Here is a 25,406-nt window from a genome sequence, read left to right as displayed (position 1 = left end):
AAGGTTCAATGTTGTCGCTGCCGCTCGACTTGCATGTGTTAGGCCTGCCGCCAGCGTTCAATCTGAGCCATGATCAAACTCTTCAATTTAAGATTTTGTTCGGCTCAATGAATACTGACTTCAAAACTACTAATGTAATTTTAAAGCTATTATCGTTCCAACAGAACGATAATGAATTGACTGTGCCAAGTCTTGCGACTTGATTGGTCACTCAGTTCATTGAAACCTAATTTGAAACCGAAGTTTCTAATTGGATTATCATCAACGAGTGCCCACACAGATTGATAGGTCTATATTGTTAAAGAGCTTACCTAACCAACTTGCCGCCTTAGCGCCTCGTCGTTAGGGGTGCGTATAATACGCTTTCCGACTTGAGAGTCAAGCGTTTTTTTAAAACTTCTTTTCTCTCTTTTCAACTCGTCGTGTGACTTTCGTCTCACTCCGTGTCGGTGGATGCGCAGTATAGGGAACTGAGAAATGAGTACAAGCATTTTTTGCAAAAAGAAACTCAACCGAACAAATAACAAACACTATGTATACTTGTTCAGCACCCCCCCCCTTTTTTCGTATCCACACCCTTTATTCTTACAAAAAAGCTATCACTTACCTAAATAAATACGACTTGTTTCTTTGCAATTTCTGTTGCTGTTCTCGCTTTCTGCGCCGTTTTCTCGCCTCCTACTCTTACAAGTAATAAAAAAGAGCAGAACGATAACGAACTGCTCTTTGGTCTTTGCTTTTACTTGGGGTATTTCAGGTGAAATCTTGGAAATATGTTTCTTCTATATATAAAAGAAAAGATCAGAGCTTCCTTGCTCTACTTTTTTCGACAGATTAACTAGGGATACCTATAAATGTCGTAATGATTAAATGGCGCCTGAACTCATATGATCGGAGCATGCTTGCATTCTCAATGGCGTCATCTTCGATAAAGAACTTAGTTCTTCAATACTTTTACAGTGTAGCTACCATCTTTTTGTTGGTATAAACAGTGGGTATCGGTTTCGAAGACTGGGTAATGCGCACCGATCTCAAAAAGCATCTCTAGGAAGTCCAGCACAGGACGAGACTCTTGAGTCTATCTATATAAACATTCACTATAGGATTCACTTGCCCAGTCTAAATCACCATTAAGCTCAGCATGCTTGGTTCAAATGGCTATTGGTCAGCGCATATTGGCGACTGAACAATACTTAAAACCCAGTCATTGATTTGCAAATAGACTCCAACCATGTATGAAAACTCTCGTATCTAACAGACAGCTTCGCTTTAGGAATAAGTGAGACTACGCATTCTTTCAGTCGACTAAAAATAGGGTTATAGGTGGGAAAACGGCCTGGACCTAGAAAAGCAAGCCGCCAAAAGTGCAAACTTAGGTTAAGAGCTTAGAAAATCGAGGCTACTCTAACGCAGCCAGAATAGAACAATGACTTGCATCATCGTTCGTATGACCACAACATGCGTCATTAATTTTCTTTAATGCAGAGCGAATTTTGGTCAGTTCATGAATCTTCTCATCAATCAGCTTTAACTTAGCAGAAGTGATGGCTTTAACCTCTGCACAGCTGTGTTCTGTCGCTTCTAATTTAATTCCCAGCAGCTCTTTGATTTCCTCTAAACTCAACCCTAACTCCTTGGCTTTGAGAATAAAGCGAACCTGCTTTTGATTCTCTTCATTATATAAGCGATAGCCCGACTCACTATGCCCAGCGGGTTTAATGAGTGCATTTTTCTCATAGAAACGTAATGTATCTGCAGTCACACCACAGCGTTTCGCCAGTTCACCTATCTGAAACATAACTTTCCTTATTAACTATCTCGTTACTTTTAACGCCAAAGAACGAGGTTTTTACAATTACTTTTGAGATGCCAAACGATTGCGCGAGCTTTTTTGTAATAAATTGGTTAGAATACACACCATCAAATAGTGGCGATAGCTTTCCCACTCAAAAGCTATCTGCAAAGGTCTTTACCAAAACTGGCCAATATTTTACCCCAAGAGGTAAAAACAAGTTCATTTTTGGCAAACATCTTTAACTCCGTGAATTTGAGGAAAATGGAAGCATGAACAACGCTCACCCTATTCGCCGTGCGCTTATCAGCGTATCAGACAAAACAGGTATTGTTGAGTTTGCACAAGCTCTTGCTGAGCGCGGTGTCGATATCCTATCTACTGGCGGTACAGCTCGTCTACTTGCAGAGCAAGGCATCACAGTGACTGAAGTCTCTGACTACACTGGTTTCCCAGAAATGATGGACGGCCGCGTTAAGACGCTTCACCCAAAAGTTCACGGTGGTGTACTGGGTCGCCGTGGTCAAGATGATGACGTGATGGAAAAACACGGCATCAACCCAATCGATATGGTGGTCGTCAACCTATACCCATTCGCAGAAACCGTTGCTAAAGAAGGCTGCACGCTGGCTGATGCGGTTGAAAACATTGATATCGGTGGTCCAACGATGGTTCGCTCTGCAGCGAAAAACCACAAAGATGTCACTATCGTGGTTAACGCTTGTGATTACAACCGCGTCATTACAGAGATGGATGCGAACAACAAATCTCTTACGCTAGAAACACGTTTCGACCTAGCTATCGCAGCTTTTGAGCACACAGCAGCTTACGATGGCATGATCGCAAACTACTTCGGTACTATGGTTCCTGGCTACGGCGAGAACAAAGAAGGTGACAAAGAGAGCAAATTCCCTCGCACATTCAACCAACAGTTCGAGAAAAAGCAAGACATGCGCTACGGTGAGAACAGCCACCAAGCGGCAGCTTTCTATGTAGAAGCAACCCCACAAGAAGCGTCTGTTTCAACCGCTCGCCAAATCCAAGGTAAAGCGCTTTCTTACAACAACATCGCTGATACTGATGCTGCACTTGAGTGTGTGAAAGAGTTCAACGAGCCAGCCTGTGTGATCGTTAAACACGCGAACCCATGTGGTGTTGCTCTGGGTAAAGACATCCTAGAAGCTTACAACCGCGCTTACCAAACAGACCCAACATCCGCATTCGGTGGCATCATTGCATTCAACCAAGAGCTAGATGCAAAAACAGCAACCGCTATCGTTGAGCGCCAATTCGTTGAAGTGATCATCGCCCCTTCTGTGTCTGTGGAAGCGATTGAAGTTGTTGCAGCTAAGAAAAACGTACGTCTACTTGAGTGTGGCAAATGGTCAACTAAGACAACAGGCTTAGACGTGAAGCGTGTTAATGGCGGTCTACTGGTTCAAGATCGTGATCAAGGCATGGTGAGCCTAGATGACCTGAAAGTCGTTTCTAAGCGCCAACCAACCGAAGAAGAGCTGAAAGATGCCCTATTCTGCTGGAAGGTCGCGAAATTCGTTAAATCAAATGCGATTGTTTACGCGAAAGGTGATATGACTATTGGTGTAGGCGCAGGCCAAATGAGCCGCGTTTACTCAGCGAAAATTGCAGGTATCAAAGCCGCAGATGAAGGTTTAGAAGTTGCAGGTAGCGTTATGGCCTCTGATGCGTTCTTCCCATTCCGTGATGGTATCGACGCGGCTGCAGAAGCGGGTATTAAGTGTGTGATTCAGCCTGGTGGATCTATGCGTGATGACGAAGTTATCGCAGCAGCAGACGAACATGGCATGGCGATGATCTTTACAGGTATGCGTCACTTCCGCCACTAATTAGTTTTTGGTCCTCCCCCTTGCTAAGGGGGAGTTAGAGGGGGTCTGTTGTGCGCATGCGACTTACCCCACCCAACCTCCCCTTAATAAGGGGAGGAGCGAAATCAAAGGAAATATTATGAATATTCTAGTCATTGGTTCAGGCGGTCGTGAACACGCACTAGGTTGGAAAGCGGCGCAAAACCCAAATGTTGAGACTATCTTCATTGCTCCGGGCAACGCAGGGACAGCGCTAGAGCCTAAACTAGAGAACGTAAACATCGCCGTGGAAGACATTGCAGGCTTGGTTGCTTTCGCCAAAGAGAAAGCCATTGAACTGACTATCGTGGGTCCTGAAGCGCCGCTGGTTATCGGAGTGGTGGATGCTTTCCGTGAAGCCGGTCTACCGATCTTTGGCCCGACACAAGCAGCAGCGCAGCTTGAAGGCTCTAAAGCGTTTACTAAAGACTTCCTTGCTCGCCACCAAATCCCGACGGGTGCATACGCGAACTTCACTGAAATCGAACCTGCCCTTGCTTACGTACGTGAACAAGGTGCGCCGATTGTGGTAAAAGCTGACGGCCTTGCTGCTGGTAAAGGCGTGATAGTGGCGATGACACTTGAAGAAGCTGAAGACGCAATCAAAGACATGCTAGCGGGCAACGCCTTTGGTGATGCAGGCAGCCGCGTGGTTATCGAAGAGTTCCTCGATGGCGAAGAAGCAAGCTTCATCGTGATGGTGGATGGTGAGAACGTTCTGCCAATGGCCACCAGCCAAGACCACAAACGCGTCGGCGACAAAGATACTGGTCCTAACACGGGCGGCATGGGCGCTTACTCTCCAGCACCTGTGGTAACACCAGAAATCCATAATCGCATCATGGAAGAAGTCATTTACCCGACCGTACGTGGCATGGCTTCAGAAGGTAACCCATACACAGGTTTCCTATACGCAGGGCTGATGATCGACAAAGACGGCACGCCGAAAGTGATCGAGTACAACTGTCGCTTCGGAGATCCTGAAACACAGCCGATCATGATGCGTATGGAATCGGATCTGGTTGAGCTATGCCTTGCCGCTATCGACGAAAAGTTGGATCAAGTGAAATCGAAATGGGATCCACGTGCCTCTATTGGCATCGTGCTAGCCGCTGGCGGCTACCCTGCAGCGTACAACAAGGGCGACGTGATTTCTGGCCTACCACAACTTGAGATGGAAGGCGAGAAGGTCTTTCACGCGGGTACAGACAGCAAAGCTGGCGACATTGTGACAAACGGCGGTCGTGTACTTTGTGCTACGGCACTGGGCCACAGCGTATCAGAAGCGCAACAACGTGCTTACGAGCTGGCAAAACAGATCAGTTGGAATGGCATGTTCCATCGTAACGATATTGGCTACCGTGCTATCGCACGTGAGCAAGAAAAATAAAAACAACTTCAGTTGGCTTAAAAGACAAAGGGCGCGTTAAGCGCCTTTTTTTATTTGTTTGAATCGACTCTCACTAAGAATGAGCTTACTCAGAGATAAGTTTTGGTCGTTGTACACAATCAAAGTCATCATCATTGAGCATCAGCAATTCATCAACGGTTGCAGTATTACGCGACTCTTTACCGAGAAACGCAATGTAACTATCAACTGAAGCCAATCTATCAATCACAAACTTAGGCAACGTCTGGTTAAACTCCAACGTTGTAAACTCACGCCCTTTACAGGTTTCGAAGGTTTCACCATCCCAATAACCTTGAATCAGGCTCTGACCGTCACGAGATTGGTCATTGATTGAAGCAACCACATCGTTCGCTTCTGTCTTGTAACGATCTAGCTGATCACGCTGCAAAGGTAGCACTTTCCCGTTCACACGGTATTGCTGGTAAATCGCATCACCATCTTTATTAAATCGAATGTGGATTTGAAAAGGCACCAATTCTTGTTTAGCACCGAGTTGCTCACCTTTTCGAATCAACTCTCTTAACTCACCATCATCCCAACGATAATCACTCTGATACGAGCCGTAATCACCCATAGTCACGTGGTCTGCTGCCGTACTAACGCGCGTAAGACGTTCAGTCATCCAGTACATACTGGTGACATCACCCATGATGTTCCCACCAGAGAAATGGGTAAACTGATCAAGATTTGGGGTTTCAACGGAAGCACAGCCAACAAGAGTGAGGCTTGATAGGAGAAATGAAGTGAGTAAATGTTTTTTCATGAAATTGCACCGAGGCAGAATACCTCGGTGCATTTTAACTTAGTTTACTGATTCTTTCAGCGCTTTACCGGCTACGAATGCAGGTACATTAGCTGCTGCGATTTGAATCTCGTCACCAGTCTTAGGATTACGACCAGTACGTGCAGCGCGGTGGTTTACTTTGAATGTACCAAAACCAATTAGTTGAACTTGGTCACCCTCTTTAAGAGCGCCAGTAACACCCTCAAGAGTTGCTTCAAGAGCAGCTTTAGCTTGTGCTTTAGATAGGTCTGCTTTCTCTGCAATAAAGTCGATTAATTGGGTCTTGTTCATTAGGTTTCCCTTCTCATATGTTATCGAATTCGTCTCACTCTAAAGCATAAATGCCCCATCTGGCAAAGGTTTGTAAGCGATCTTTCGATTTTCTGGCGCACTTTTAGCCATAATATGAGTAATAACTCACAATTTGTTACTACTTGCTTAAGGAAAGCACTTGCTTTCTAATGCAATAAAACCGATTTATATGGCAATTTTGCGGTTATAATTGCCGTAAATACCGACTATCACACTACATTCAAGGGCACCTATGCTGCTGTTATCCATTTATATCTCTATTGCTATCGGCGTTTCATTTATCTGTTCGGTGCTGGAAGCGGTACTACTGAGTATCAGTCCGAGCTACATTGCACAGCTCAGACAACAGGGACACCCTGCTTCAGCTCAACTAGAGAAGCTCAAGGCAGATATTGACCGCCCGCTGGCTTCAATCCTAACTCTAAACACTATCGCACACACGATTGGTGCAGCCACAGCAGGTGCACAAGCAGCAGTGGTATTTGGTAGTGAAGCGCTAGGTATCTTCTCTGCGGTACTAACGCTAGCCATCCTAGTTCTATCTGAAATCGTACCTAAAACGATTGGTGCGACTTACTGGCGCCAACTTGCACCAGCAGCAGCAGTCGCACTACGTTGGATGGTTTGGGCACTAACGCCATTCGTATGGTTCTCTGAGCAAATCACTAAGCGCCTTGCTCGCAACCACGAAGCACCAAAGATGCGTGATGAACTGTCTGCGATGGCGCTTCTAGCAAAAGAAAGTGGTGAGTTTGCAGAAGGTGAATCCAAAATCCTGAGCAACTTACTTGGCATTCAAGATGTGCCAGTAACGCAGGTCATGACACCACGTCCGGTGGTATTCCGCGTCGATGCAACGATGTCGATCAACGCGTTTCTAGATCAGCACAAAGAGACACCTTTCTCCCGTCCACTGGTTTACAGTGAGCAAACTGATAACATCGTTGGTTTTGTCCACCGTTTAGAGCTGTTCAAGCTGCAACAATCTGGCAGTGGTGAAAAACAACTTGGTGCGGTAATGCGCCCAATTCAAGTCGTACTGAACAACACGACCTTACCAAGAGTCTTTGATCAGATGATGAGCCACCGTCTGCAGTTGGCGTTAGTGGTTGACGAATATGGCACTATCCAGGGCCTAGTGACGCTAGAGGATATCTTTGAGCACCTGTTGGGTGAAGAGATCATCGATGAAGCGGATAAGAGCACAGACATGCAAGAGCTGGCTTACCAACGCTGGGAAAACTGGAAAGAGCAGCACGGCGTGATCGAAAGCCGCGATGACGATGAAGACGAAGAGCTGGAGAAGCAGGCCAAAGAGCAAGAAGCTCAAGAAGCGAAAAAATCGGACTCAAAAGACGTGTAAGCGCGCTTGATACACCAAAAGCAAAAAGGCATCCCGTTGGATGCCTTTTTCATCAAACCAAAATTAAAGTGCGATTCCGATGTTACTCACGGCTTCATCTCGCAGTTCTTCGCGTAAATCCTTTATCAAACTGATATCGCGCTCTTCCGCTTCGCGTAATGGACGGAAGATAGCCCACTGAACGTCCCACTCTTCACACACCGCTTGGTTTTCTTTTTGATTGTCGTTGGTGATTGGCTCACGGCCTTGTGCTTGCTCTAGGTCAGCAACGGTTTGTACCGACTGTTGGCTCACTTTAAGCATTGAATCGAAAAGGTAGTCGCGATCCAACAGACCATGCAGCAGTGTAGACAGTGCCTGACACGCATCCATCGCAGGGTATACGCCGTAGAAGTCATATTCATCCGCACTTGGGAACAACTCTTCCAGTTTCTCTAATTGACGTTCGAAGTTCACTTTCGCGTTCTTAACCGTCAGAATTTCCCATACACTATCAAGAATCGCTCGGTAAGCACGTGGCTCAGCAAATTCTGTATTCTCACAAAACATCGCATAGTTTGGATACATGCGTTCACACAGACACGCCATAAAGGTAATTTGTTGCCAAGGTTCTAGTTTTTCCAAACGAACCTGAAGAGGATTCTTAAGCATAGTCACTCAATCATTGAAGAAAAAGACAGCGAAAGTGTACTTGATTCATCACAGGGAAAAAAGTTAATGCAGCATCCAAATCAGATTTTCCTGCTCTCAGAGCATCGCGACACCTACGAAACGTTATTGGCAGAGAAAAAGCTGCCCGAACTTGGCATTACGGAGATCCCTCACGATGCTCAGATCGTGCTAGCTGATCCTCCTCTGCTATCACAAAGGTTAGACGATTTTTCTCAGCTTGAGTGGGTTCAATCGACATTTGCAGGGGTGAATGCCTTAATATCGCCGGATTTGCGCCAAGATTATACCCTGACGAATGTACGTGGTATTTTTGGGCCTTTGATTGCCGAGTACGTCATTGGGTATTGCATCTCGCACTACCGCCACTTTATGCGCTACCACCAGCAACAGCAGAACAGGCACTGGCAACCGCATCTGTATACTTCTCTGCAAAGTAAAACCATGGTGATTCTCGGTACGGGCAGTATCGGTAGCCATTTGGGGAAAGCGGCGCAATTATTGGGAATGAAGACCATTGGCGTAAACCGCACTGGGATCCCTACCTCTGGGTACGAGTTCAACCAGACATTTCATGTCAATGAGCTCGCCAGTGCGCTTCATCAAGCAGATATCGTGGTCAACACCTTGCCCAGCACACCAGACACTCGACGCTTACTCAATAATGAAGTGCTAAGTCACCTCAACCACGCATTGCTATTCAATGTCGGACGAGGCGATGTAATTGATGATGTAGGTCTGTTGCTCGCATTAAAAAACGGCTGGGTTGAGCATGCATTCTTGGATGTGTTTGAACAGGAACCGCTTTCACCCCAACACCCATTCTGGAGGCTCCCTCAAGTGACCATCACGCCACATATCGCCGCTTTAAGTTTCCCAGAGCAGGTGGTCGAGATTTTTGCTAACAACTATTTGAACTGGCGAGATGGCCTCTCTCTCAATAATCAGGTGAATTTCGATAAAGGGTATTAACCGTCTTATGTCTTTAGAAACACTGTTACAGCAAGTTCGCACGTGCCAGATCTGCGCCGATGATTTACCTCTTGGTGCTAACCCTGTTGTGCAAGCAGGGAAAGGCGCACGCATCCTCATCATTGGTCAAGCGCCGGGGACGCAGGTGCATAAGACCTCGATTCCTTGGAATGACCCAAGCGGTGATCGGTTACGCCGATGGCTCGATGTCGACACAGGCGTTTTCTACGATCCAAACAAAATTGCCATCGTCCCAATGGGCTTCTGTTATCCGGGTAAAGGTCACTCCGGAGATTTGCCCCCTCGCAAAGAATGCGCGCCCACCTGGCATAAAAAGATTCTCGAACAATTGCCCAATATAGAGCTGACTTTGTTGATTGGTCAGTATTCGCAACAGTACTACCTCACAGGCAAGCCAAAGACTCCCACGCAAACCGTTCTGCAATGGCAAGATTGGGAACCAGATTTTATCCCGCTCCCCCACCCTTCTCCGCGCAATACATTGTGGCTAAAGAAGAACCCTTGGTTTGAATCAGACGTTGTGCCATACCTTAAAAAACGAGTGCACTCGATGCTTTAGGTTACCTATGATCTAATTGCTTATTTATCTGTACAAGAAGATTGGCACGTAAACACAACAATAGTAACTGACTGTTTATAAACAACTTTAACGTCCACCACACCGCTTGAATAGTAATTAGATCATAGTAGACCAAATGCTTCTTGAGCTGTACAGGCTTGTATTTCAGGTAAAAAAATACCGGCACTGAATGCCGGTATTTGATTTCAAAAAGTCGAGATTATTTATGGTATGGCTTAGATAGCTCGTGTACCGCTTCAACAAACACGCCTGCGTTTTCTGGCGGAACGTCCAAATGGATACCGTGACCTAGGTTGAACACGTGACCAGTACCAGTATCACCAAAGCCTTCTAGGATACCCGCAACTTCTTCACGGATACGCTCTGGTGAAGCGTAAAGCATGGATGGGTCCATGTTGCCCTGCAGTGCCACTTTATCGCCGATACGCGCTTTCGCGTCTGCAATGTTGATTGTCCAGTCTAGGCCAACTGCATCACAGCCTGTTGCTGCGATTTGCTCAAGCCACATGCCACCGTTCTTAGTGAAGAGTGTTATTGGTACGCGACGACCGTCGTTTTCACGAATCAGACCATCAACAATCTTGTGCATGTATTGCAGTGAGAACAGGTTGTAATCACGAGGCGTCAGTACGCCACCCCATGTATCAAATACCATCACCGATTGTGCACCCGCTTTGATTTGTGCATTTAGGTATTCGATAACGCTGTCTGCTAGCTTATCTAGAAGTAGGTGCAGAGTTTGCGGTTCTGCGTACATCATCTTCTTGATCTTAGTGAAGGCTTTAGAGCTGCCACCTTCAACCATGTAAGTCGCCAGTGTCCAAGGACTGCCAGAGAAACCAATCAGTGGAACGTCACCGTTCAAGTCTTTGCGGATTTGACGCACGGCGTTCATTACGTATTGCAGTTCACCCTCAGGATCTGGAATACCGATCTTTTCAACGTCCGCTTTGCAGGTGATTGGCTTATCAAATACAGGGCCTTCACCCGTTTCAAAGCGTAAGCCTAGACCCATTGCATCTGGAATAGTCAGGATGTCAGAGAACAAGATCGCGGCATCAAGAGGAAAACGGCGTAGTGGTTGAAGCGTTACTTCTGATGCCAGCTCCGCGTTCTTACACAAAGACATAAAATCACCCGCTTGTGCGCGAGTTGCTTTGTATTCTGGTAGGTAACGACCCGCCTGACGCATCATCCATACAGGCGTGTAATCTACTGGCTCTTTTAGAAGGGCACGCAGATAACGATCATTTTTTAATTCAGTCATTCCGTAATTCCAATTGTTAGGCTTTCTTTGAAAGGAGGTATTCTACCACTGATTTAAGGCCAATAGCTGTGTGCTTTGCAACCTGGATCAAGTTATTAACTTTTAAATCAATGCTTAATTTGCACCCAATCAGTATCAGTGTTAAAAATTTGTTCGCTAGCGAAAACTACAATTATAAACTGAGTACCCTGTACCCAGTATCTCATAACGACATCTTACTTACCCCCTCCCTCTCGGAGGGTTTTTTTTATCTACTTTCAGTCAATTAGACTCTATATCTTGCAGCGTTTGTTCGATAAGTGCTCGTGCGATCGTTCCTTGTGGTGCGACAGGTGGCAACTCACCTACGCTAAACCACTGCGCATCAGACAATTCAGTGTAATCAGGGTTCAACTCACCAGAGTCGTAATCGGCTAAGAATGCCATCATCATACTGGATGGGAATGCCCATGGTTGGCTGCCAAAGTAACGAATATTCTTAACATGAATTCCCGTTTCTTCACACACTTCACGGGCAACACACGCCTCTAGCGTCTCACCCACCTCTAAAAAACCAGCAATCACGGTATACATCCCATTGGGGTGTCTTGGGTGCTGGGCCAACAAGATCTGGTTATCTTTGCGTACAGCGACAATAATACAAGGGAAAATACGCGGATAGTGCAAAGTACGGCACTCGCCACACTGCATCGCCAATTGATTGTTATTGAGGAAATTACGACCGCCACATTGAGGGCAAAAACGCAAACTCTGGGTCAAGTGACCATATTGAACGGCTTTACTGATCAACAAAAACAGAGATTCAGGAAAGTGCAAACAATCTCGCAGCGAAGTTAAAGGTAGGTCGTGATCAAGATCGGATACATTCACCCACATGACCGGAGCGTTTTGATATTCACCTATTTGCCTTGCACTGCATTCTGGCAGTGATAACTGCTCTGCGGAACCAAAAGGAATAGCACTTTCCACTAGCCAAACATCACTTCCCGCGACAACACACCAATAGGCGTTTTTCATATGACTTACTTTACCTTTTCTTAACATTACCACGTCCCTTTGCTTGAAGTTCATTCATTTTACTGGCAATCTAATTTCATACCAGAGTTTGTCGTTCGCCAAATTTGCGACTATAAATTCTCGTAAGGACAAGAGTTTGTAATCACTTTACTCACTTTGCTTTGCAAAGGATACATGCACCCACAGGGTGATAAGATCATGAGGGCATGGTCATGCTAAAAAAATTCAAACAAACACAGGACCAATGGGGTGGCTCAAGCGAGGTCATCGATCATTGGTTGGAAACCAGACAGTCTTTGATTGTCGAATATTGCAAGCTTGCTGCACTGCAACCGTGTTCAAAAACCAACGTCATTGAACTCCCCTCCCCAGACGAACTACAACACTTCTGTCAACATCTCGTCGACTATATCTCAGAAGGCCACTTCAAAATCTATGACATGGTGATGGGCAAATGGAAAGCGACGGGGTTTGTCGCGACCGATGAGATTAACCAAACTTACGGTAAGATTGTTCTCACTACCGAACCACTGCTAAATTTTACTGATAAATATTCAGATGTTTCCGTTGAGGATGAGTTAGTCGATTTCGATTCAGACATGTCTTTGATTGGGGAAATTATTGAAACGCGCTTTGAAGTAGAAGATCACTTAATCCAATTAATTGCGGACAGCTTGTCAATGCCACCGGGGGCATAGCGAGAAGCGAGAAATTCTTGAGGGTTGGCTTGTGTTCGTCAGCCCTTTTTGTTTTTCGGGGTTCAGCTCTATTTTATCTGTTTAGAAACAAGTCCTATCAACATTTCTTCCAACTGACTTATCACTATTACCTCTCGTTTCCTCAAGCGAAGCATTCTCGTTTTCAAAGCTTAATATTCTAGCATTCGCTTCACAAAAACAAAAAAGGCACCCGAGGGTGCCTTTTCTTTTAAGCTCTTAACGATTACTCGTCAGAAGAGAAACCAGCGTTTAGAAGTGCTGCTAGGTTATCTGTTGCTTGTTCAGCAGATGGACCTTCTTGCGCTTCCGCACGTCGGTTTTGACGCTCTTGGTGGTATGCGAAACCAGTACCAGCTGGGATCAAACGACCAACAATTACGTTCTCTTTCAGACCACGTAGGTCATCACGCTTACCAGAAACCGCAGCTTCTGTTAGTACGCGAGTTGTCTCCTGGAACGATGCCGCAGAGATGAACGACTCAGTCGCCAGAGATGCTTTAGTGATACCTAGTAGCTCACGTTCGAAACGTGCTGGCTCTTTGCCTTCTGCTTCTAGTTCACGGTTAGCAATCTTAACTTGTGAGTATTCAACTTGCTCACCAGGTAGGAACTCAGAGTCACCAGCGTGAGTAATTGTACACTTACGTAGCATCTGACGAACGATAGTCTCAATGTGCTTATCGTTAATCTTAACGCCTTGCAGACGGTAAACTTCCTGTACTTCGTTCGCAATGTACTGAGTTACCGCATGTACGCCACGTAGACGTAGAATGTCATGTGGAGTCTCTGGACCGTCGGCAATAACATCGCCACGTTCAACACGCTCACCTTCGAACACGTTTAATTGACGATGCTTAGGTACCATCTCTTCGTAAGTGTCGCCACTGTCACGAGTGATAACGAGACGACGCTTACCTTTGGTCTCTTTACCGAAGCTTACTGTACCTGTGTGCTCAGCAAGAATCGCAGGCTCTTTAGGCTTACGTGCTTCGAACAAGTCAGCTACGCGTGGAAGACCACCGGTGATATCTTTGTTACCACCAGATTTTTGTGGAATACGTGCTAGCGTATCACCCACACCAACTTCTGCGCCATCAACGATGTTCACGATCGCTTTACCAGGTAGGAAGTAATGTGCTGGCATATCAGTACCAGGGATCATCACGTCGTTACCTTGCTCATCAACAAGTTTGATAGCTGGACGCATATCTTTACCTGCTGCTGGGCGAGCTGCCGGGTCAGTTACTTCGCTTGAAGATAGACCAGTTAGGTCATCTGTTTGACGAGAAACTGTTACGCCATCGATCATGTCTACAAACTGGATGCGACCTGCCACTTCAGTGATGATTGGCATGGTGTGCGCTTCCCAGTTCGCAACAACTTCACCAGCGGTTACTGCATCGTTATCCGCTTTGCTTAGCGTCGAACCGTAAGGAAGTTTGTGCTTCTCTTTAGTACGACCGAATTCATCAATGATAGTTAGCTCAGATGCACGAGACGTGATTACTAGCTTCTTATCTTTGTTGATTACGAACTTAGCGTTGTGCAGCTTAACGGTACCCGTTGTCTTCGCTTGGATGCTGTTCTCTGCTGCTGCAGTAGATGCCGCACCACCGATGTGGAACGTACGCATCGTTAGCTGTGTACCTGGTTCACCGATAGACTGAGCAGCGATAACGCCCACTGCTTCACCTTGGTTCACTAGGTGGCCACGTGCTAGGTCACGACCGTAACACTGTGCACAACAACCGAAGTCAGAGTCACAAGTAACAACAGAGCGTACGCGCATGCTGTCTACTGAGTTCTCTTCCATGATCTGACACCACTTCTCATCAATTAGAGTATTACGTGGGATCAGAACTTCTTCAGTACCTGGCTTAAGAACGTCTTCTGCAACAACACGACCTAGAGCAAGTTCAGTTAGTGCAACTTTAACATCACCACCCTCGATATGAGGCATCATGTCAACACCTTCTACGGTGCCACAGTCATGTTCGGTTACTACAACATCTTGAGCTACGTCTACTAGACGACGAGTTAGGTAACCCGAGTTCGCTGTTTTCAGTGCCGTATCCGCAAGACCCTTACGAGCACCGTGCGTTGAGATAAAGTACTGAAGTACGTTTAGACCTTCTTTAAAGTTCGCTGTGATCGGCGTTTCGATGATCGAACCATCTGGACGCGCCATCAGACCACGCATACCCGCTAGCTGACGAATCTGTGCTGCAGAACCACGAGCGCCCGAGTCAGCCATCATGTAGATGCTGTTGAATGACTCTTGTTGCTCTTCTTCGCCATCGCGGTTGATAACCGTTTCAGACGATAGGTTGGTCATCATCGCTTTCGCAACGCGATCGTTGGTCGATGCCCAAATATCGATCACTTTGTTGTATCGTTCGCCCGCAGTAACAAGACCAGATTGGTACTGTTCCTGGATTTCACGTACTTCTTCTTCCGCTTCCGCGATTTCAGTGTACTTAGCTGCTGGTACTACCATATCGTCGATACCAACTGATACGCCAGACAGTGCCGCGTATGCGAAACCGGTGTACATGATTTGGTCAGCGAAGATTACTGTGTCTTTCAGACCTAGCTTACGGTATGCCTCGTTAAGTAGGTTAGAGATTTGTTTCTTACCTAGTTTTTGGTTAACGATGCTGAACGGTAGGCCAGATGGCACGATTTGCCATAGCATTGCACGACCGATAGTGGTGTCCACCATCTTAGTCTCTGTTGTGCTGTTGCCATCTTCGTCTACAACGGTTTCTGTAATACGTACTTTAACGCGTGCGTGAAGCTCAGCGGTCTTAGTGCGGTATGCTTTCTCAGCCTCTGCTGGGCCAGAAAGGTACATGCCTTCACCTTTCACGTTGATCTTGTCACGAGTCATGTAGTACAGACCCAATACAACGTCCTGAGAAGGTACGATGATCGGATCACCTGACGCTGGCGACAGAATGTTGTTTGTCGACATCATCAGAGTACGAGCTTCAAGCTGTGCCTCTAGAGTTAGAGGTACGTGAACCGCCATTTGGTCACCATCGAAGTCCGCGTTGTATGCCGCACACACTAGTGGGTGTAGCTGAATCGCTTTACCTTCGATTAGTACTGGTTCGAACGCCTGGATACCTAGACGGTGAAGTGTCGGTGCACGGTTCAATAGTACTGGGTGTTCACGGATTACTTCGTCTAGGATATCCCAAACAACCGCTTCTTCACGCTCTACCATCTTTTTAGCAGCTTTGATTGTAGTCGCAAGACCACGAGTCTCTAGCTTGCTGTAGATGAATGGTTTGAACAGCTCAAGTGCCATCTTCTTAGGAAGACCACACTGGTGTAGACGAAGGTATGGACCTACTGTGATTACAGAACGGCCAGAGTAGTCTACACGTTTACCTAGAAGGTTCTGACGGAAACGACCTTGTTTACCCTTGATCATATCAGCAAGAGATTTCAGAGGACGCTTGTTAGAACCTGTGATCGCACGACCGCGACGACCGTTATCTAGTAGCGCATCGACAGACTCTTGCAGCATACGTTTTTCGTTACGTACGATGATGTCCGGAGCCGCTAGCTCTAGAAGACGCTTCAAACGGTTGTTACGGTTGATCACGCGACGGTATAGGTCGTTTAGATCAGAAGTCGCAAAGCGACCGCCATCTAGTGGTACTAGAGGACGTAGATCTGGCGGAAGTACTGGAAGTACAGTTAGGATCATCCACTCTGGGTTGTTACCCGAAGTAATGAACGCTTCTACCAGTTTAAGACGCTTAGTTACTTTCTTACGCTTAGTTTCAGAGTTAGTCGTTTCTAGCTCTTCGCGCATTTGTTCCGCTTCAGCGTGCATATCCATAGAACCTAGTAGGTCCTTGATAGCTTCTGCACCCATCTTAGCAGTGAACTCGTCACCCCACTCTTCTAGGCGATCCAGATACTCTTCTTCAGTAAGCATCTGAGATTTTTCTAGATCCGTCATACCCGGTTCAGTTACTACGTACATTTCGAAGTAAAGAACACGCTCGATATCACGTAGAGGGATATCCATTAGTAGACCGATACGAGACGGTAGCGATTTTAGGAACCAGATGTGAGCTACTGGTGAAGCAAGTTCGATGTGGCCCATACGGTCACGACGTACTTTAGTTTGTGTAACTTCTACACCACACTTCTCACAGATAACACCACGGTGCTTCAAGCGCTTGTATTTACCACAAAGACATTCGTAGTCTTTTACTGGACCAAAGATACGCGCACAGAACAGACCATCGCGTTCAGGTTTGAACGTACGATAGTTGATCGTTTCAGGTTTTTTAACTTCACCGAAAGACCATGAACGGATCATGTCTGGTGAAGATAGACCGATTTTGATTGCATCAAACTCTTCGGTCTTATGCTGTGCTTTTAGAAAGTTTAATAAGTCTTTCACAATCAGCTCCTGTAAGGAGTTAAAAGGAGCTCACTCGCTAAAGTGAGCACCTTCTACCAAATAATCGCTTTTGATTCTCTCGACTTTCATCAAGAGAGAAAGAGATTACTCTTCGTCTTCTAGCTCGATGTTGATACCTAGCGAGCGAATCTCTTTCAACAATACGTTGAACGATTCTGGCATACCAGGTTCCATGCTGTGGTTACCGTCTACGATGTTTTTGTACATCTTAGTACGGCCGTTAACGTCATCAGACTTAACCGTTAGCATTTCTTGTAGAGTGTAAGCTGCACCATATGCTTCTAGTGCCCATACTTCCATCTCACCGAAACGCTGACCACCGAACTGAGCTTTACCACCAAGTGGTTGCTGAGTTACTAGGCTGTACGAACCAGTTGAACGAGCGTGCATCTTGTCATCAACAAGGTGGTTTAGTTTCAGCATGTACATGTAACCTACTGTTACAGGACGCTCAAACTCATCACCAGTACGACCATCAAACAGTTTTAGCTGACCAGATGTTGGTAGGTCTGCTAACTCTAGAAGTGCCTTAATTGACGCTTCTGGAGCACCGTCGAACACAGGCGTTGCGATCGGTAGACCGCCACGTAGGTTCTTGATCAGAGTACGTACTTCGTCATCAGATAGAGAAGCAATGTCTACTTTCTGGCGAGTATCACCTAGATCGTAAACTTTTTGTAGGAACTCGCGGAATTTCGCTAGTTCTTGCTGCTCTTTAACCATCTGAGTGATCTTGTCACCGATACCTTTCGCTGCCAGACCTAAGTGTACTTCTAGGATCTGACCGATGTTCATACGCGATGGTACACCCAGTGGGTTAAGTACGATGTCTACAGGCTGACCTTTTTCATCGTATGGCATGTCTTCAACAGGGTTGATCTTAGAGATTACACCCTTGTTACCGTGACGACCCGCCATCTTATCACCAGGTTGGATACGACGTTTAACCGCTAGGTAAACCTTAACGATCTTCAGTACGCCAGGTGCTAGATCATCACCTTGAGTGATCTTACGACGCTTAGTTTCGAATTTCTTATCGAAATCGGCTTTCAGCTCGTCGTACTGCTCTGCTAATTGCTCTAGCTGAGTTTGTAGCGCATCATCTTCTAGCGTTAGTTCTAGCCACTTCTTACGATCAGTCGTGTCTAGTTTCGCTTCAGAGTAACCACCCTCGATCAATACAGCACGAACACGGTTTAGAAGGCCACCCTCAAGAATCTGGAATTCTTCAGTTAGGTCTTTCTTCGCTTCTTTAAGCTGCATTTGCTCGATTTCAAGCGCACGCTTGTCTTTCTCTACGCCATCGCGAGTAAAGACTTGAACGTCGATAATCGTACCTGATACAGAGTTAGGTACACGTAGTGAAGTATCTTTAACGTCAGATGCTTTTTCACCAAAGATTGCACGTAGTAGCTTCTCTTCAGGAGTCAGCTGAGTTTCACCTTTAGGCGTTACTTTACCAACTAGGATGTCGCCACCCTTAACTTCTGCACCGATGTAAACGATACCTGACTCGTCTAGTTTAGACAGAGCAGATTCACCTACGTTTGGAATATCCGCTGTGATCTCTTCAGAGCCCAGCTTAGTATCACGCGCCACACAAGTCAGTTCTTGAATGTGGATAGTCGTGAAACGGTCTTCTTGAACTACGCGCTCAGATACTAAGATCGAGTCTTCGAAGTTGTAACCATTCCAAGGCATGAACGCGATACGCATGTTTTGACCAAGCGCTAGCTCACCTAGGTCTGTTGAAGGACCATCAGCAAGAACATCACCGCGTGATACAGGTTCACCTGGCATCACACATGGGCGCTGGTTAATACATGTGTTCTGGTTAGAACGTGTGTATTTAGTCAGGTTGTAGATGTCGATACCAGCTTCACCTGGTACTAGCTCTTCTTCGTTCACTTTAACAACGATACGAGAAGCATCTACTGACTGGATTACACCACCACGTTTAGCAACTGCAGTTACACCTGAGTCAACGGCTACGTTACGTTCAATACCAGTACCAACAAGCGGCTTATCCGCACGTAGTGTTGGAACGGCCTGACGTTGCATGTTCGCACCCATCAATGCACGGTTCGCATCATCGTGTTCTAGGAACGGGATAAGCGATGCAGCGATAGATACAACCTGGTTTGTCGCAACGTCCATGTACTGAGCGTGCTCACGAGGGTGTAGGCCAGATTCACCTTTCTGACGAGCTGTGATTAGCTCATCTGCAAAAGTACCTTCTTCAGTTAGCGCGGCGTTAGCCTGTGCGATAACGAATTGGCCTTCTTCGATTGCAGATAGGTAATCTACTTCGTCTGTTACTACGCCATCTACTACGCGGCGGTATGGTGTCTCTAGGAAACCGTACTCGTTACAACGCGCAAACGCAGATAGAGAGTTAATCAGACCGATGTTTGGACCTTCCGGCGTTTCGATTGGACATAGACGGCCGTAGTGAGTTACGTGTACGTCTCGAACTTCGAAGCCAGCGCGTTCACGAGTTAGACCGCCAGGACCCAATGCAGAAATACGACGTTTGTGCGTTACTTCTGATAACGGGTTGTTTTGGTCCATGAACTGTGAAAGCTGTGAAGAGCCAAAGAATTCTTTAACCGCAGCAGAGATTGGTTTCGCGTTGATCAGGTCTTGAGGCATGATTGCATCAAGATCGCCTAAGCTTAGACGCTCTTTAACCGCACGTTCAACACGTACTAGACCTACACGGAACTGGTTCTCAGCCATTTCGCCTACAGAGCGGATACGACGGTTGCCTAGGTGGTCGATATCGTCCACTTCGCCTTTACCGTTACGGATCGCGATCAGCTTCTTCATCACTTCAACGATATCTTGCTCGTCAAGTGTGCCTTGCTCTAGTGCATCTTCACGCTCGATTGAGCTGTTGAACTTCATACGACCAACAGTTGATAGATCGTAACGCTCTTCTGAGAAGAATAGGCTTTCGAATAGTGCTTCTGCAGCTTCTTTCGTTGGTGGCTCACCAGGGCGCATCATGCGGTAGATTTCTACCAATGCAGAAATACGATCAACTGTACTGTCGATACGTAGTGTTTCTGACATGAATGGACCGTGGTCTAGATCGTTCGTAAATAGAACTTCTAGTGCTTTGTGGCCAGCCTGAGATAGGTTCGCTAGTGCTTCCAGGCTGATTTCCTGGTTAGCATTAACAATGATCTCGCCAGTTGCTTCGTTGATGTAATCTTTAGATGCAACTTTACCAACGATGTACTCAACTGGTACTTCGATGTGATCAACGCCATCTTTTTCTAGTTGGCGGATATGACGAGCTGTTACACGGCGACCTTGCTCAACGTAAGTGGTTCCGTTCGCTTCGATGTCGAATGACGCAGTTTCACCACGTAGACGATCTGGAACCAACTCCATTAGAAGAGTTTGGTCTTTCACTTCGAAGTTCACTTTCTCGAAGAAGATATCTAAAATTTCTTCAGTCGATTTACCTAGTGCACGAAGGATGATCGATGCAGGTAGTTTACGGCGACGGTCGATACGAACGTATAGGTTATCCTTAGGATCGAACTCGAAATCAAGCCACGAACCACGGTAAGGAATTACACGTGCGTTGTATAGAACTTTACCTGAAGAGTGGGTCTTACCCTTATCGCTGTCGAAGAACACGCCTGGGCTTCGGTGCAGCTGGGATACGATAACCCTCTCGGTACCATTAATTACGAAGGTACCATTATCTGTCATAAGCGGAATTTCGCCCATGTAGACTTCTTGTTCTTTAATGTCTTTTACAGTACCTGCTGGCGCGTCTTTATCAAAGATCACTAGACGCAGTTTTACGCGTAGTGGCTTTGAGTAAGTTACACCGCGGATTTGACATTCTTTAACGTCAAAAACTGGCTCACCAAGACGGTAGCTAACGTATTGCAGCTCAGAATTGCCGTTGTAGCTCTGAATTGGGAATACAGAACGGAAAGCAGCTTCAAGACCGTATTGACCTTCAGGATCCTGTTCGATAAATTTGTCGAACGAATCGAGCTGGATCGATAGCAGGTATGGAATGTCCAAAACTTGTGGACGAGTACCAAAGTCCTTACGGATGCGCTTTTTCTCGGTATAAGAGTAAACCATGGGGTTCCTCAGCTCGCTGATAAGTGACCCAAACTGTCCGCCCGCTCCTAGTTACTTAAGGGGGGTAAGGGACAGTGACTAAATAGCTGTTTACTGTAGTGACGCTTCATCTCGTCTGAATGAAACGCTTTTTGCATGGATATCAGGCGCTTAAACAGCGGGAAAATTCGCCCATACCCTACAGCGCAAAAAGGCCGGTGGTTAAATAACCACCAGCCAATAGCCGTTAGGCTAAGAAATTAAGTAATAATTACTTAACTTCAACAACCGCACCAGCTTCTTCTAGCTGAGCTTTAAGAGCGTCAGCTTCAGCTTTGTCAACACCTTCTTTAAGAGGTGCTGGAGCGCCGTCTACTAGAGCTTTAGCTTCTTTAAGGCCTAGACCTGTTGCGCCACGTACTGCTTTGATTACAGCAACTTTGTTAGCGCCAGCAGAAGTTAGGATTACGTCAAATTCAGTTTGCTCTTCAACAGCTGCTGCTGCTGCGCCGCCTGCTACAACTGCAGCTGCAGCAGTAACACCGAATTTCTCTTCCATAGCTTCGATTAGTTCAACAACTTGCATTACAGACATTTCTGCAACTGCGTCTAGGATTTGCTCGTTAGTAATAGACATAACAATTCTCTTTTAAGTCAACAATAAGTTTATTTTGCAACCAGTAAAAAGCAAGGCTTAAGCCGCTGCTTCTTCTTTTTGATCGCGGATAGCAGCGATAGTACGTACCAGCTTGCCAGCTGAAGCTTCTTTCATGCACATCATTAGGCGTGCAATTGCTTCGTCGTAAGTTGGTAGTGTTGCTAGTACTTCAGCGTCAGTTAATGCGCCTTCAAATGCAGCAGCTTTGATCTCGAAAGCTTTGTTCTCTTTAGCGAAGTCTTTGAAAAGACGCGCCGCAGCACCTGGGTGCTCGTTAGAGAATGCGATCAGAGTAGGACCTGTGAAAGTGTCTGTTAGACACTCGTAGTCTGTACCTTGTACCGCACGACGTGCAAGTGTGTTACGAACAACTCTCATGTAAACGCCAGCTTCACGAGCTTGTTTACGTAGAGAAGTCATTGCGCCAACTTGAACGCCACGAGAATCAGCTACAACTGCAGAAAGTGCACCACTGGCAGCTTCGTTGACTTCAGCAACAATTGCTTTTTTGTCTTGAAGGTTTAAAGCCATCTTGGATTTACTCCTGGTTGTCGTTACACCACTCACTATTATCACAACAGTGAGAGCTATTGAGGTGCATTCCCAGAAGAAAGTTAACTATTTACATAGAGCTTTCTGTCAGTTCGGGCACCATCTACGTAGGATAATTAAGCCTATTATTAAAACAGACACCTACGGTCTTGGACGGAGACTGGGTCTTAATTTACTTCAAACTAGTTAATAGTTTGAAGAACCAAAGTTCAGCCCCAACCACAAATATTAGGCGCAAAATTATACACAAATTTCGCGCCTAAGCAAATAAATTATGCTTGAGTGTTCAGGCTAGCCTGATCAACAGCAACACCAGCACCCATAGTAGTAGAGATGCTTACTTTCTTCAGGAAAGTACCTTTCGCTGAAGATGGCTTAGCTTTCTTCAGAGCAACTAGAAGTGCTTCTAGGTTCTCTTTGATCTGCTCTGCAGAGAAGTTTGCTTTACCGATAGTAGTGTGGATGATGCCGTTTTTGTCGTTACGGTAACGAACCTGACCAGCTTTAGCGTTCTTAACTGCTTCAGCAACGTTAGGAGTTACAGTACCAACTTTAGGGTTTGGCATTAGACCGCGAGGACCTAGGATTGTACCTAGTTGACCTACAACGCGCATTGCATCTGGAGAAGCAACAACTACGTCGAAGTTCATTTCGCCTTTCTTAACTAGCTCAGCTAGATCTTCCATACCAACGATGTCTGCGCCAGCTTCTTTAGCTGCTTCAGCGTTTGCACCTTGAGTGAACACTGCTACGCGGATGTCGCGGCCAGTACCGTGAGGTAGTACAGTTGCACCACGTACGTTCTGGTCAGATTTACGAGCATCGATGCCTAGGTTAACAGCAACGTCGATAGACTCAACAAATTTAGCAGTTGCTAGTTCTTGAAGAAGAGCTACAGCTTCGTTGATTTCGTATTCTTTAGTTACGTCAACTTTTTCGCGGATTACGCGCATGCGCTTAGTTAGTTTAGCCATCTTATTAACCCTCTACCACTAGGCCCATTGAACGAGCAGTACCAGCGATTGAACGCTTCATTGCTTCGATGTCAGCACCAGTCATATCAGCAGCTTTAGTTTCTGCGATTTCTTGGATTTGAGCGTCAGTTACTGTACCCACTTTTTCAGTGTTTGGACGACCTGAACCAGACTTAAGACCAGCAGCCTTCAGAAGAAGAGTCGCAGCCGGTGGAGTCTTAGTTACGAATGTGAAAGAACGGTCGCTGTATACAGTGATAACAACTGGAGTCGGTAGACCTTTCTCTAGAGATTCTGTTTTTGCGTTAAACGCTTTACAGAATTCCATGATGTTAACACCGTGTTGACCTAGTGCAGGACCAACTGGTGGACTTGGGTTCGCCATACCAGCTGCAACTTGTAGCTTGATGTAAGCTTCAACTTTCTTAGCCATGATTTTTCCTAAAGTTTGGGTTCAAACGCTAATCAACTGATCAGCTCCCCGATTACATAAAAACTTTTTACTTCACGAGAAGTAAAAAGGCGCGAAATTATAGTCATAATTCGCGCCTTAGACAACCCTTAAAAAGGTGTTTTTTTAATCAAGTTTTTCAACCTGACCAAAATCAAGCTCAACTGGTGTTGCACGACCAAAAATCGACACAGACACTTTCAGGCGGCTTTTCTCGTAATCCACTTCTTCAACAGTACCATTGAAGTCAGCAAATGGACCTTCGTTAACACGTACCACTTCACCCGCTTCGTACATAGTACGTGGGCGAGGAGCTTCACTTGCTTTCTCAAGACGATTAAGAATCGCATCAGCTTCTTTATCTGTGATAGGTGCTGGACGGTCTGAGGTACCACCAATGAAGCCCATGACACGCGGCACACTGCGTACTAGGTGCCATGATTCATCGTTCATAATCATCTGAACAAGGACGTAACCAGGGAAGAACTTACGCTCAGATTTACGACGCTGACCAGCGCGCATTTCCACTACTTCTTCAGTAGGAACCAGTACTTCACCGAATAGCTCTTCCATGCTGTGCATTTTGATATGCTCGCGCAGAGATTGAGCTACACGGCCTTCAAATCCAGAGAAGGCTTGAACCACATACCAGCGTTTTTTTGGAGCTTCACTCATGAATTAAAACCCTCTATACCCCAGTTGCTAGAGCTACTAGACGAACCATAATGCCGTCAATACCCCAAAGCACTAGAGCCATTACAATACTTACAGCTAAAACGATCAGTGTTGTTTGCATGGTTTCTTGGCGAGTAGGCCAAACTACCTTACGAACTTCCATACGAGATTCTTTTGCAAAACTGATCGCTGCTTTACCTTTAGTCGTTGTTGCTGCAACGCCTAAGGCAGCTGCAATAAGAACAACAACGCCTGCAGCGCGAACCACTACAGACATTTCACCATACAGGTAATTACCCACAACAGCGGCCGCTGCTAATACAAAAGCGGCAATCCACTTAAACGTATCTGCTGCGTTCGAGCTATCAGGAGTTTCAGCATTATTTGCTTTCATAAACCAACCTGTCACAAGTCTTACTATAGACGACAACAACCCCGCTGTTGCAGGGCAAACTCCATATCGCTGAAAAAAAATTCAGCGTTACTCCTTAAGATTAAACTACTCAGCCTAATCTTGGTCTGCTCTCAACCAAATTCTGAACAAGAAAACAGCTAAAAAAAAGTTGAGTGCAGAAAAAGGGCATCAAATGATGCCCTTTTTGCTACTGGTTCGTCAAATCTAATTCAAGATTTTCCGAAGACATCCAACAATTCCCTAAAGAATTATTCGAAGATCTTAGCAACAACACCAGCACCTACAGTACGGCCACCTTCACGGATAGCGAAACGTAGACCTTCGTCCATTGCGATAGGAGCGATTAGTTCAA

The 25,406-nt window shown here is 46.0% G+C and carries 21 protein-coding genes, 1 rRNA gene and 1 pseudogene; 6 read left to right on the top strand and 17 right to left on the bottom strand.

All coding sequences use genetic code 11. From position 1 onward, the window contains the following. The 3 genes from AK965_RS19135 to zntR form a co-directional block, all read right to left on the bottom strand. Window positions 1-89 (bottom strand): 16S ribosomal RNA (locus AK965_RS19135); the annotation flags it as partial. Between the two features lie 848 nt (window positions 90-937). Further along, on the bottom strand, window positions 938-1,060 hold the full coding sequence (locus AK965_RS20860; protein WP_259343786.1) for a hypothetical protein: 123 nt from the start codon (window positions 1,058-1,060) through the stop codon (window positions 938-940). Window positions 1,061-1,399: 339 nt separating this feature from the next. Continuing rightward, window positions 1,400-1,798, bottom strand: a complete 399-nt coding sequence (gene zntR / locus AK965_RS19125) for a Zn(2+)-responsive transcriptional regulator (protein WP_099081098.1) — start codon at window positions 1,796-1,798, stop codon at window positions 1,400-1,402. Window positions 1,799-2,064: 266 nt separating this feature from the next. Here zntR and purH point away from each other — a divergent pair, with 266 nt between their 5' ends. Together purH and purD are read left to right on the top strand one after the other, a co-directional pair. Beyond that, window positions 2,065-3,657: a bifunctional phosphoribosylaminoimidazolecarboxamide formyltransferase/IMP cyclohydrolase gene (gene purH / locus AK965_RS19115; protein WP_099081097.1), complete on the top strand. Its 1,593-nt coding sequence runs from the start codon at window positions 2,065-2,067 to the stop codon at window positions 3,655-3,657. 118 nt (window positions 3,658-3,775) lie between these two features. After that, entirely contained in the window at window positions 3,776-5,065 is a 1,290-nt protein-coding gene (purD, locus tag AK965_RS19110) for a phosphoribosylamine--glycine ligase (protein WP_099081096.1), read from the top strand. A gap of 85 nt (window positions 5,066-5,150) precedes the next feature. Here purD and AK965_RS19105 read toward each other — a convergent pair whose 3' ends face one another. After that, window positions 5,151-5,849, bottom strand: a complete 699-nt coding sequence (locus AK965_RS19105; RefSeq protein WP_172438198.1) for a DUF1481 domain-containing protein — start codon at window positions 5,847-5,849, stop codon at window positions 5,151-5,153. 39 nt (window positions 5,850-5,888) lie between these two features. Next, window positions 5,889-6,161, bottom strand: a complete 273-nt coding sequence (hupA, locus tag AK965_RS19100) for a nucleoid-associated protein HU-alpha (protein WP_005433627.1) — start codon at window positions 6,159-6,161, stop codon at window positions 5,889-5,891. A gap of 253 nt (window positions 6,162-6,414) precedes the next feature. Here hupA and AK965_RS19095 point away from each other — a divergent pair, with 253 nt between their 5' ends. Then, window positions 6,415-7,545 carry a CNNM domain-containing protein gene (locus AK965_RS19095; protein ID WP_099081094.1) on the top strand — a complete coding sequence of 377 codons (1,131 nt, stop codon included), beginning with the start codon at window positions 6,415-6,417 and terminating at the stop codon, window positions 7,543-7,545. A 63-nt stretch (window positions 7,546-7,608) separates the two neighbouring features. Here the strand turns inward: AK965_RS19095 and AK965_RS19090 are convergent, their stop codons facing one another. After that, the gene (locus tag AK965_RS19090; protein ID WP_099081093.1) at window positions 7,609-8,196 is read right to left on the bottom strand and encodes a YjaG family protein; all 588 of its coding nucleotides are present in this window, start codon (window positions 8,194-8,196) and stop codon (window positions 7,609-7,611) included. A gap of 66 nt (window positions 8,197-8,262) precedes the next feature. Between AK965_RS19090 and AK965_RS19085 the strand changes: the two genes are divergently transcribed. Both AK965_RS19085 and AK965_RS19080 read left to right on the top strand, forming a co-directional pair. Next, complete coding sequence (locus AK965_RS19085) at window positions 8,263-9,186, top strand: D-2-hydroxyacid dehydrogenase (RefSeq protein WP_099081092.1); 924 nt, start codon at window positions 8,263-8,265, stop codon at window positions 9,184-9,186. 7 nt (window positions 9,187-9,193) lie between these two features. Further along, window positions 9,194-9,766: a uracil-DNA glycosylase family protein gene (locus AK965_RS19080; RefSeq protein WP_099081091.1), complete on the top strand. Its 573-nt coding sequence runs from the start codon at window positions 9,194-9,196 to the stop codon at window positions 9,764-9,766. A 220-nt stretch (window positions 9,767-9,986) separates the two neighbouring features. Here AK965_RS19080 and hemE read toward each other — a convergent pair whose 3' ends face one another. Together hemE and nudC are read right to left on the bottom strand one after the other, a co-directional pair. Beyond that, window positions 9,987-11,054 carry a uroporphyrinogen decarboxylase gene (gene hemE, locus AK965_RS19075; RefSeq protein WP_099081090.1) on the bottom strand — a complete coding sequence of 356 codons (1,068 nt, stop codon included), beginning with the start codon at window positions 11,052-11,054 and terminating at the stop codon, window positions 9,987-9,989. A 261-nt stretch (window positions 11,055-11,315) separates the two neighbouring features. Then, window positions 11,316-12,098: an NAD(+) diphosphatase gene (gene nudC, locus AK965_RS19070; RefSeq protein ID WP_099081089.1), complete on the bottom strand. Its 783-nt coding sequence runs from the start codon at window positions 12,096-12,098 to the stop codon at window positions 11,316-11,318. A gap of 179 nt (window positions 12,099-12,277) precedes the next feature. Between nudC and rsd the strand changes: the two genes are divergently transcribed. Further along, entirely contained in the window at window positions 12,278-12,769 is a 492-nt protein-coding gene (rsd, locus tag AK965_RS19065; RefSeq protein ID WP_099081088.1) for a sigma D regulator, read from the top strand. A gap of 244 nt (window positions 12,770-13,013) precedes the next feature. Here the strand turns inward: rsd and rpoC are convergent, their stop codons facing one another. The 9 genes and pseudogenes from rpoC to AK965_RS19015 form a co-directional block, all read right to left on the bottom strand. Then, window positions 13,014-17,216: a DNA-directed RNA polymerase subunit beta' gene (rpoC, locus tag AK965_RS19060; RefSeq protein WP_099081087.1), complete on the bottom strand. Its 4,203-nt coding sequence runs from the start codon at window positions 17,214-17,216 to the stop codon at window positions 13,014-13,016. Window positions 17,217-17,321: 105 nt separating this feature from the next. Beyond that, window positions 17,322-21,350 carry a DNA-directed RNA polymerase subunit beta gene (gene rpoB, locus AK965_RS19055; RefSeq protein WP_099081086.1) on the bottom strand — a complete coding sequence of 1,343 codons (4,029 nt, stop codon included), beginning with the start codon at window positions 21,348-21,350 and terminating at the stop codon, window positions 17,322-17,324. Between the two features lie 250 nt (window positions 21,351-21,600). After that, window positions 21,601-21,966: a 50S ribosomal protein L7/L12 gene (gene rplL / locus AK965_RS19050; protein ID WP_099081085.1), complete on the bottom strand. Its 366-nt coding sequence runs from the start codon at window positions 21,964-21,966 to the stop codon at window positions 21,601-21,603. A gap of 57 nt (window positions 21,967-22,023) precedes the next feature. Continuing rightward, window positions 22,024-22,518, bottom strand: coding sequence for a 50S ribosomal protein L10 (rplJ, locus tag AK965_RS19045; protein ID WP_099081084.1), 495 nt, complete (start codon window positions 22,516-22,518; stop codon window positions 22,024-22,026). Window positions 22,519-22,811: 293 nt separating this feature from the next. Further along, the gene (rplA, locus tag AK965_RS19040; RefSeq protein WP_099081083.1) at window positions 22,812-23,513 is read right to left on the bottom strand and encodes a 50S ribosomal protein L1; all 702 of its coding nucleotides are present in this window, start codon (window positions 23,511-23,513) and stop codon (window positions 22,812-22,814) included. A gap of 4 nt (window positions 23,514-23,517) precedes the next feature. Then, window positions 23,518-23,946: a 50S ribosomal protein L11 gene (gene rplK / locus AK965_RS19035; RefSeq protein WP_099081082.1), complete on the bottom strand. Its 429-nt coding sequence runs from the start codon at window positions 23,944-23,946 to the stop codon at window positions 23,518-23,520. Window positions 23,947-24,090: 144 nt separating this feature from the next. After that, window positions 24,091-24,639 carry a transcription termination/antitermination protein NusG gene (nusG, locus tag AK965_RS19030; RefSeq protein WP_099081081.1) on the bottom strand — a complete coding sequence of 183 codons (549 nt, stop codon included), beginning with the start codon at window positions 24,637-24,639 and terminating at the stop codon, window positions 24,091-24,093. A gap of 13 nt (window positions 24,640-24,652) precedes the next feature. After that, complete coding sequence (gene secE / locus AK965_RS19025; RefSeq protein WP_005440549.1) at window positions 24,653-25,033, bottom strand: preprotein translocase subunit SecE; 381 nt, start codon at window positions 25,031-25,033, stop codon at window positions 24,653-24,655. A 269-nt stretch (window positions 25,034-25,302) separates the two neighbouring features. After that, window positions 25,303-25,406 (bottom strand): annotated as a pseudogene (locus AK965_RS19015) (elongation factor Tu); the annotation flags it as partial.

It is taken from the genome of Vibrio sp. PID17_43 (genome assembly GCF_002608565.1).
Classification (GTDB): domain Bacteria; phylum Pseudomonadota; class Gammaproteobacteria; order Enterobacterales; family Vibrionaceae; genus Vibrio.
This window is presented reverse-complemented; position numbering and strand designations above follow the sequence as displayed.

Coding starts and splice junctions, on each gene's coding strand:
- zntR (WP_099081098.1), bottom strand. CDS start 1,798: ATGTTTCAGATAGGTGAACTGGCGAAACGCTGTGGTGTGACTGCAGAT.
- purH (WP_099081097.1), top strand. CDS start 2,065: ATGAACAACGCTCACCCTATTCGCCGTGCGCTTATCAGCGTATCAGAC.
- purD (WP_099081096.1), top strand. CDS start 3,776: ATGAATATTCTAGTCATTGGTTCAGGCGGTCGTGAACACGCACTAGGT.
- AK965_RS19105 (WP_172438198.1), bottom strand. CDS start 5,849: ATGAAAAAACATTTACTCACTTCATTTCTCCTATCAAGCCTCACTCTT.
- hupA (WP_005433627.1), bottom strand. CDS start 6,161: ATGAACAAGACCCAATTAATCGACTTTATTGCAGAGAAAGCAGACCTA.
- AK965_RS19095 (WP_099081094.1), top strand. CDS start 6,415: ATGCTGCTGTTATCCATTTATATCTCTATTGCTATCGGCGTTTCATTT.
- AK965_RS19090 (WP_099081093.1), bottom strand. CDS start 8,196: ATGCTTAAGAATCCTCTTCAGGTTCGTTTGGAAAAACTAGAACCTTGG.
- AK965_RS19085 (WP_099081092.1), top strand. CDS start 8,263: ATGCAGCATCCAAATCAGATTTTCCTGCTCTCAGAGCATCGCGACACC.
- AK965_RS19080 (WP_099081091.1), top strand. CDS start 9,194: ATGTCTTTAGAAACACTGTTACAGCAAGTTCGCACGTGCCAGATCTGC.
- hemE (WP_099081090.1), bottom strand. CDS start 11,054: ATGACTGAATTAAAAAATGATCGTTATCTGCGTGCCCTTCTAAAAGAG.
- nudC (WP_099081089.1), bottom strand. CDS start 12,098: ATGTTAAGAAAAGGTAAAGTAAGTCATATGAAAAACGCCTATTGGTGT.
- rsd (WP_099081088.1), top strand. CDS start 12,278: ATGGTCATGCTAAAAAAATTCAAACAAACACAGGACCAATGGGGTGGC.
- rpoB (WP_099081086.1), bottom strand. CDS start 21,350: ATGGTTTACTCTTATACCGAGAAAAAGCGCATCCGTAAGGACTTTGGT.
- rplL (WP_099081085.1), bottom strand. CDS start 21,966: ATGTCTATTACTAACGAGCAAATCCTAGACGCAGTTGCAGAAATGTCT.
- rplJ (WP_099081084.1), bottom strand. CDS start 22,518: ATGGCTTTAAACCTTCAAGACAAAAAAGCAATTGTTGCTGAAGTCAAC.
- rplA (WP_099081083.1), bottom strand. CDS start 23,513: ATGGCTAAACTAACTAAGCGCATGCGCGTAATCCGCGAAAAAGTTGAC.
- rplK (WP_099081082.1), bottom strand. CDS start 23,946: ATGGCTAAGAAAGTTGAAGCTTACATCAAGCTACAAGTTGCAGCTGGT.
- nusG (WP_099081081.1), bottom strand. CDS start 24,639: ATGAGTGAAGCTCCAAAAAAACGCTGGTATGTGGTTCAAGCCTTCTCT.
- secE (WP_005440549.1), bottom strand. CDS start 25,033: ATGAAAGCAAATAATGCTGAAACTCCTGATAGCTCGAACGCAGCAGAT.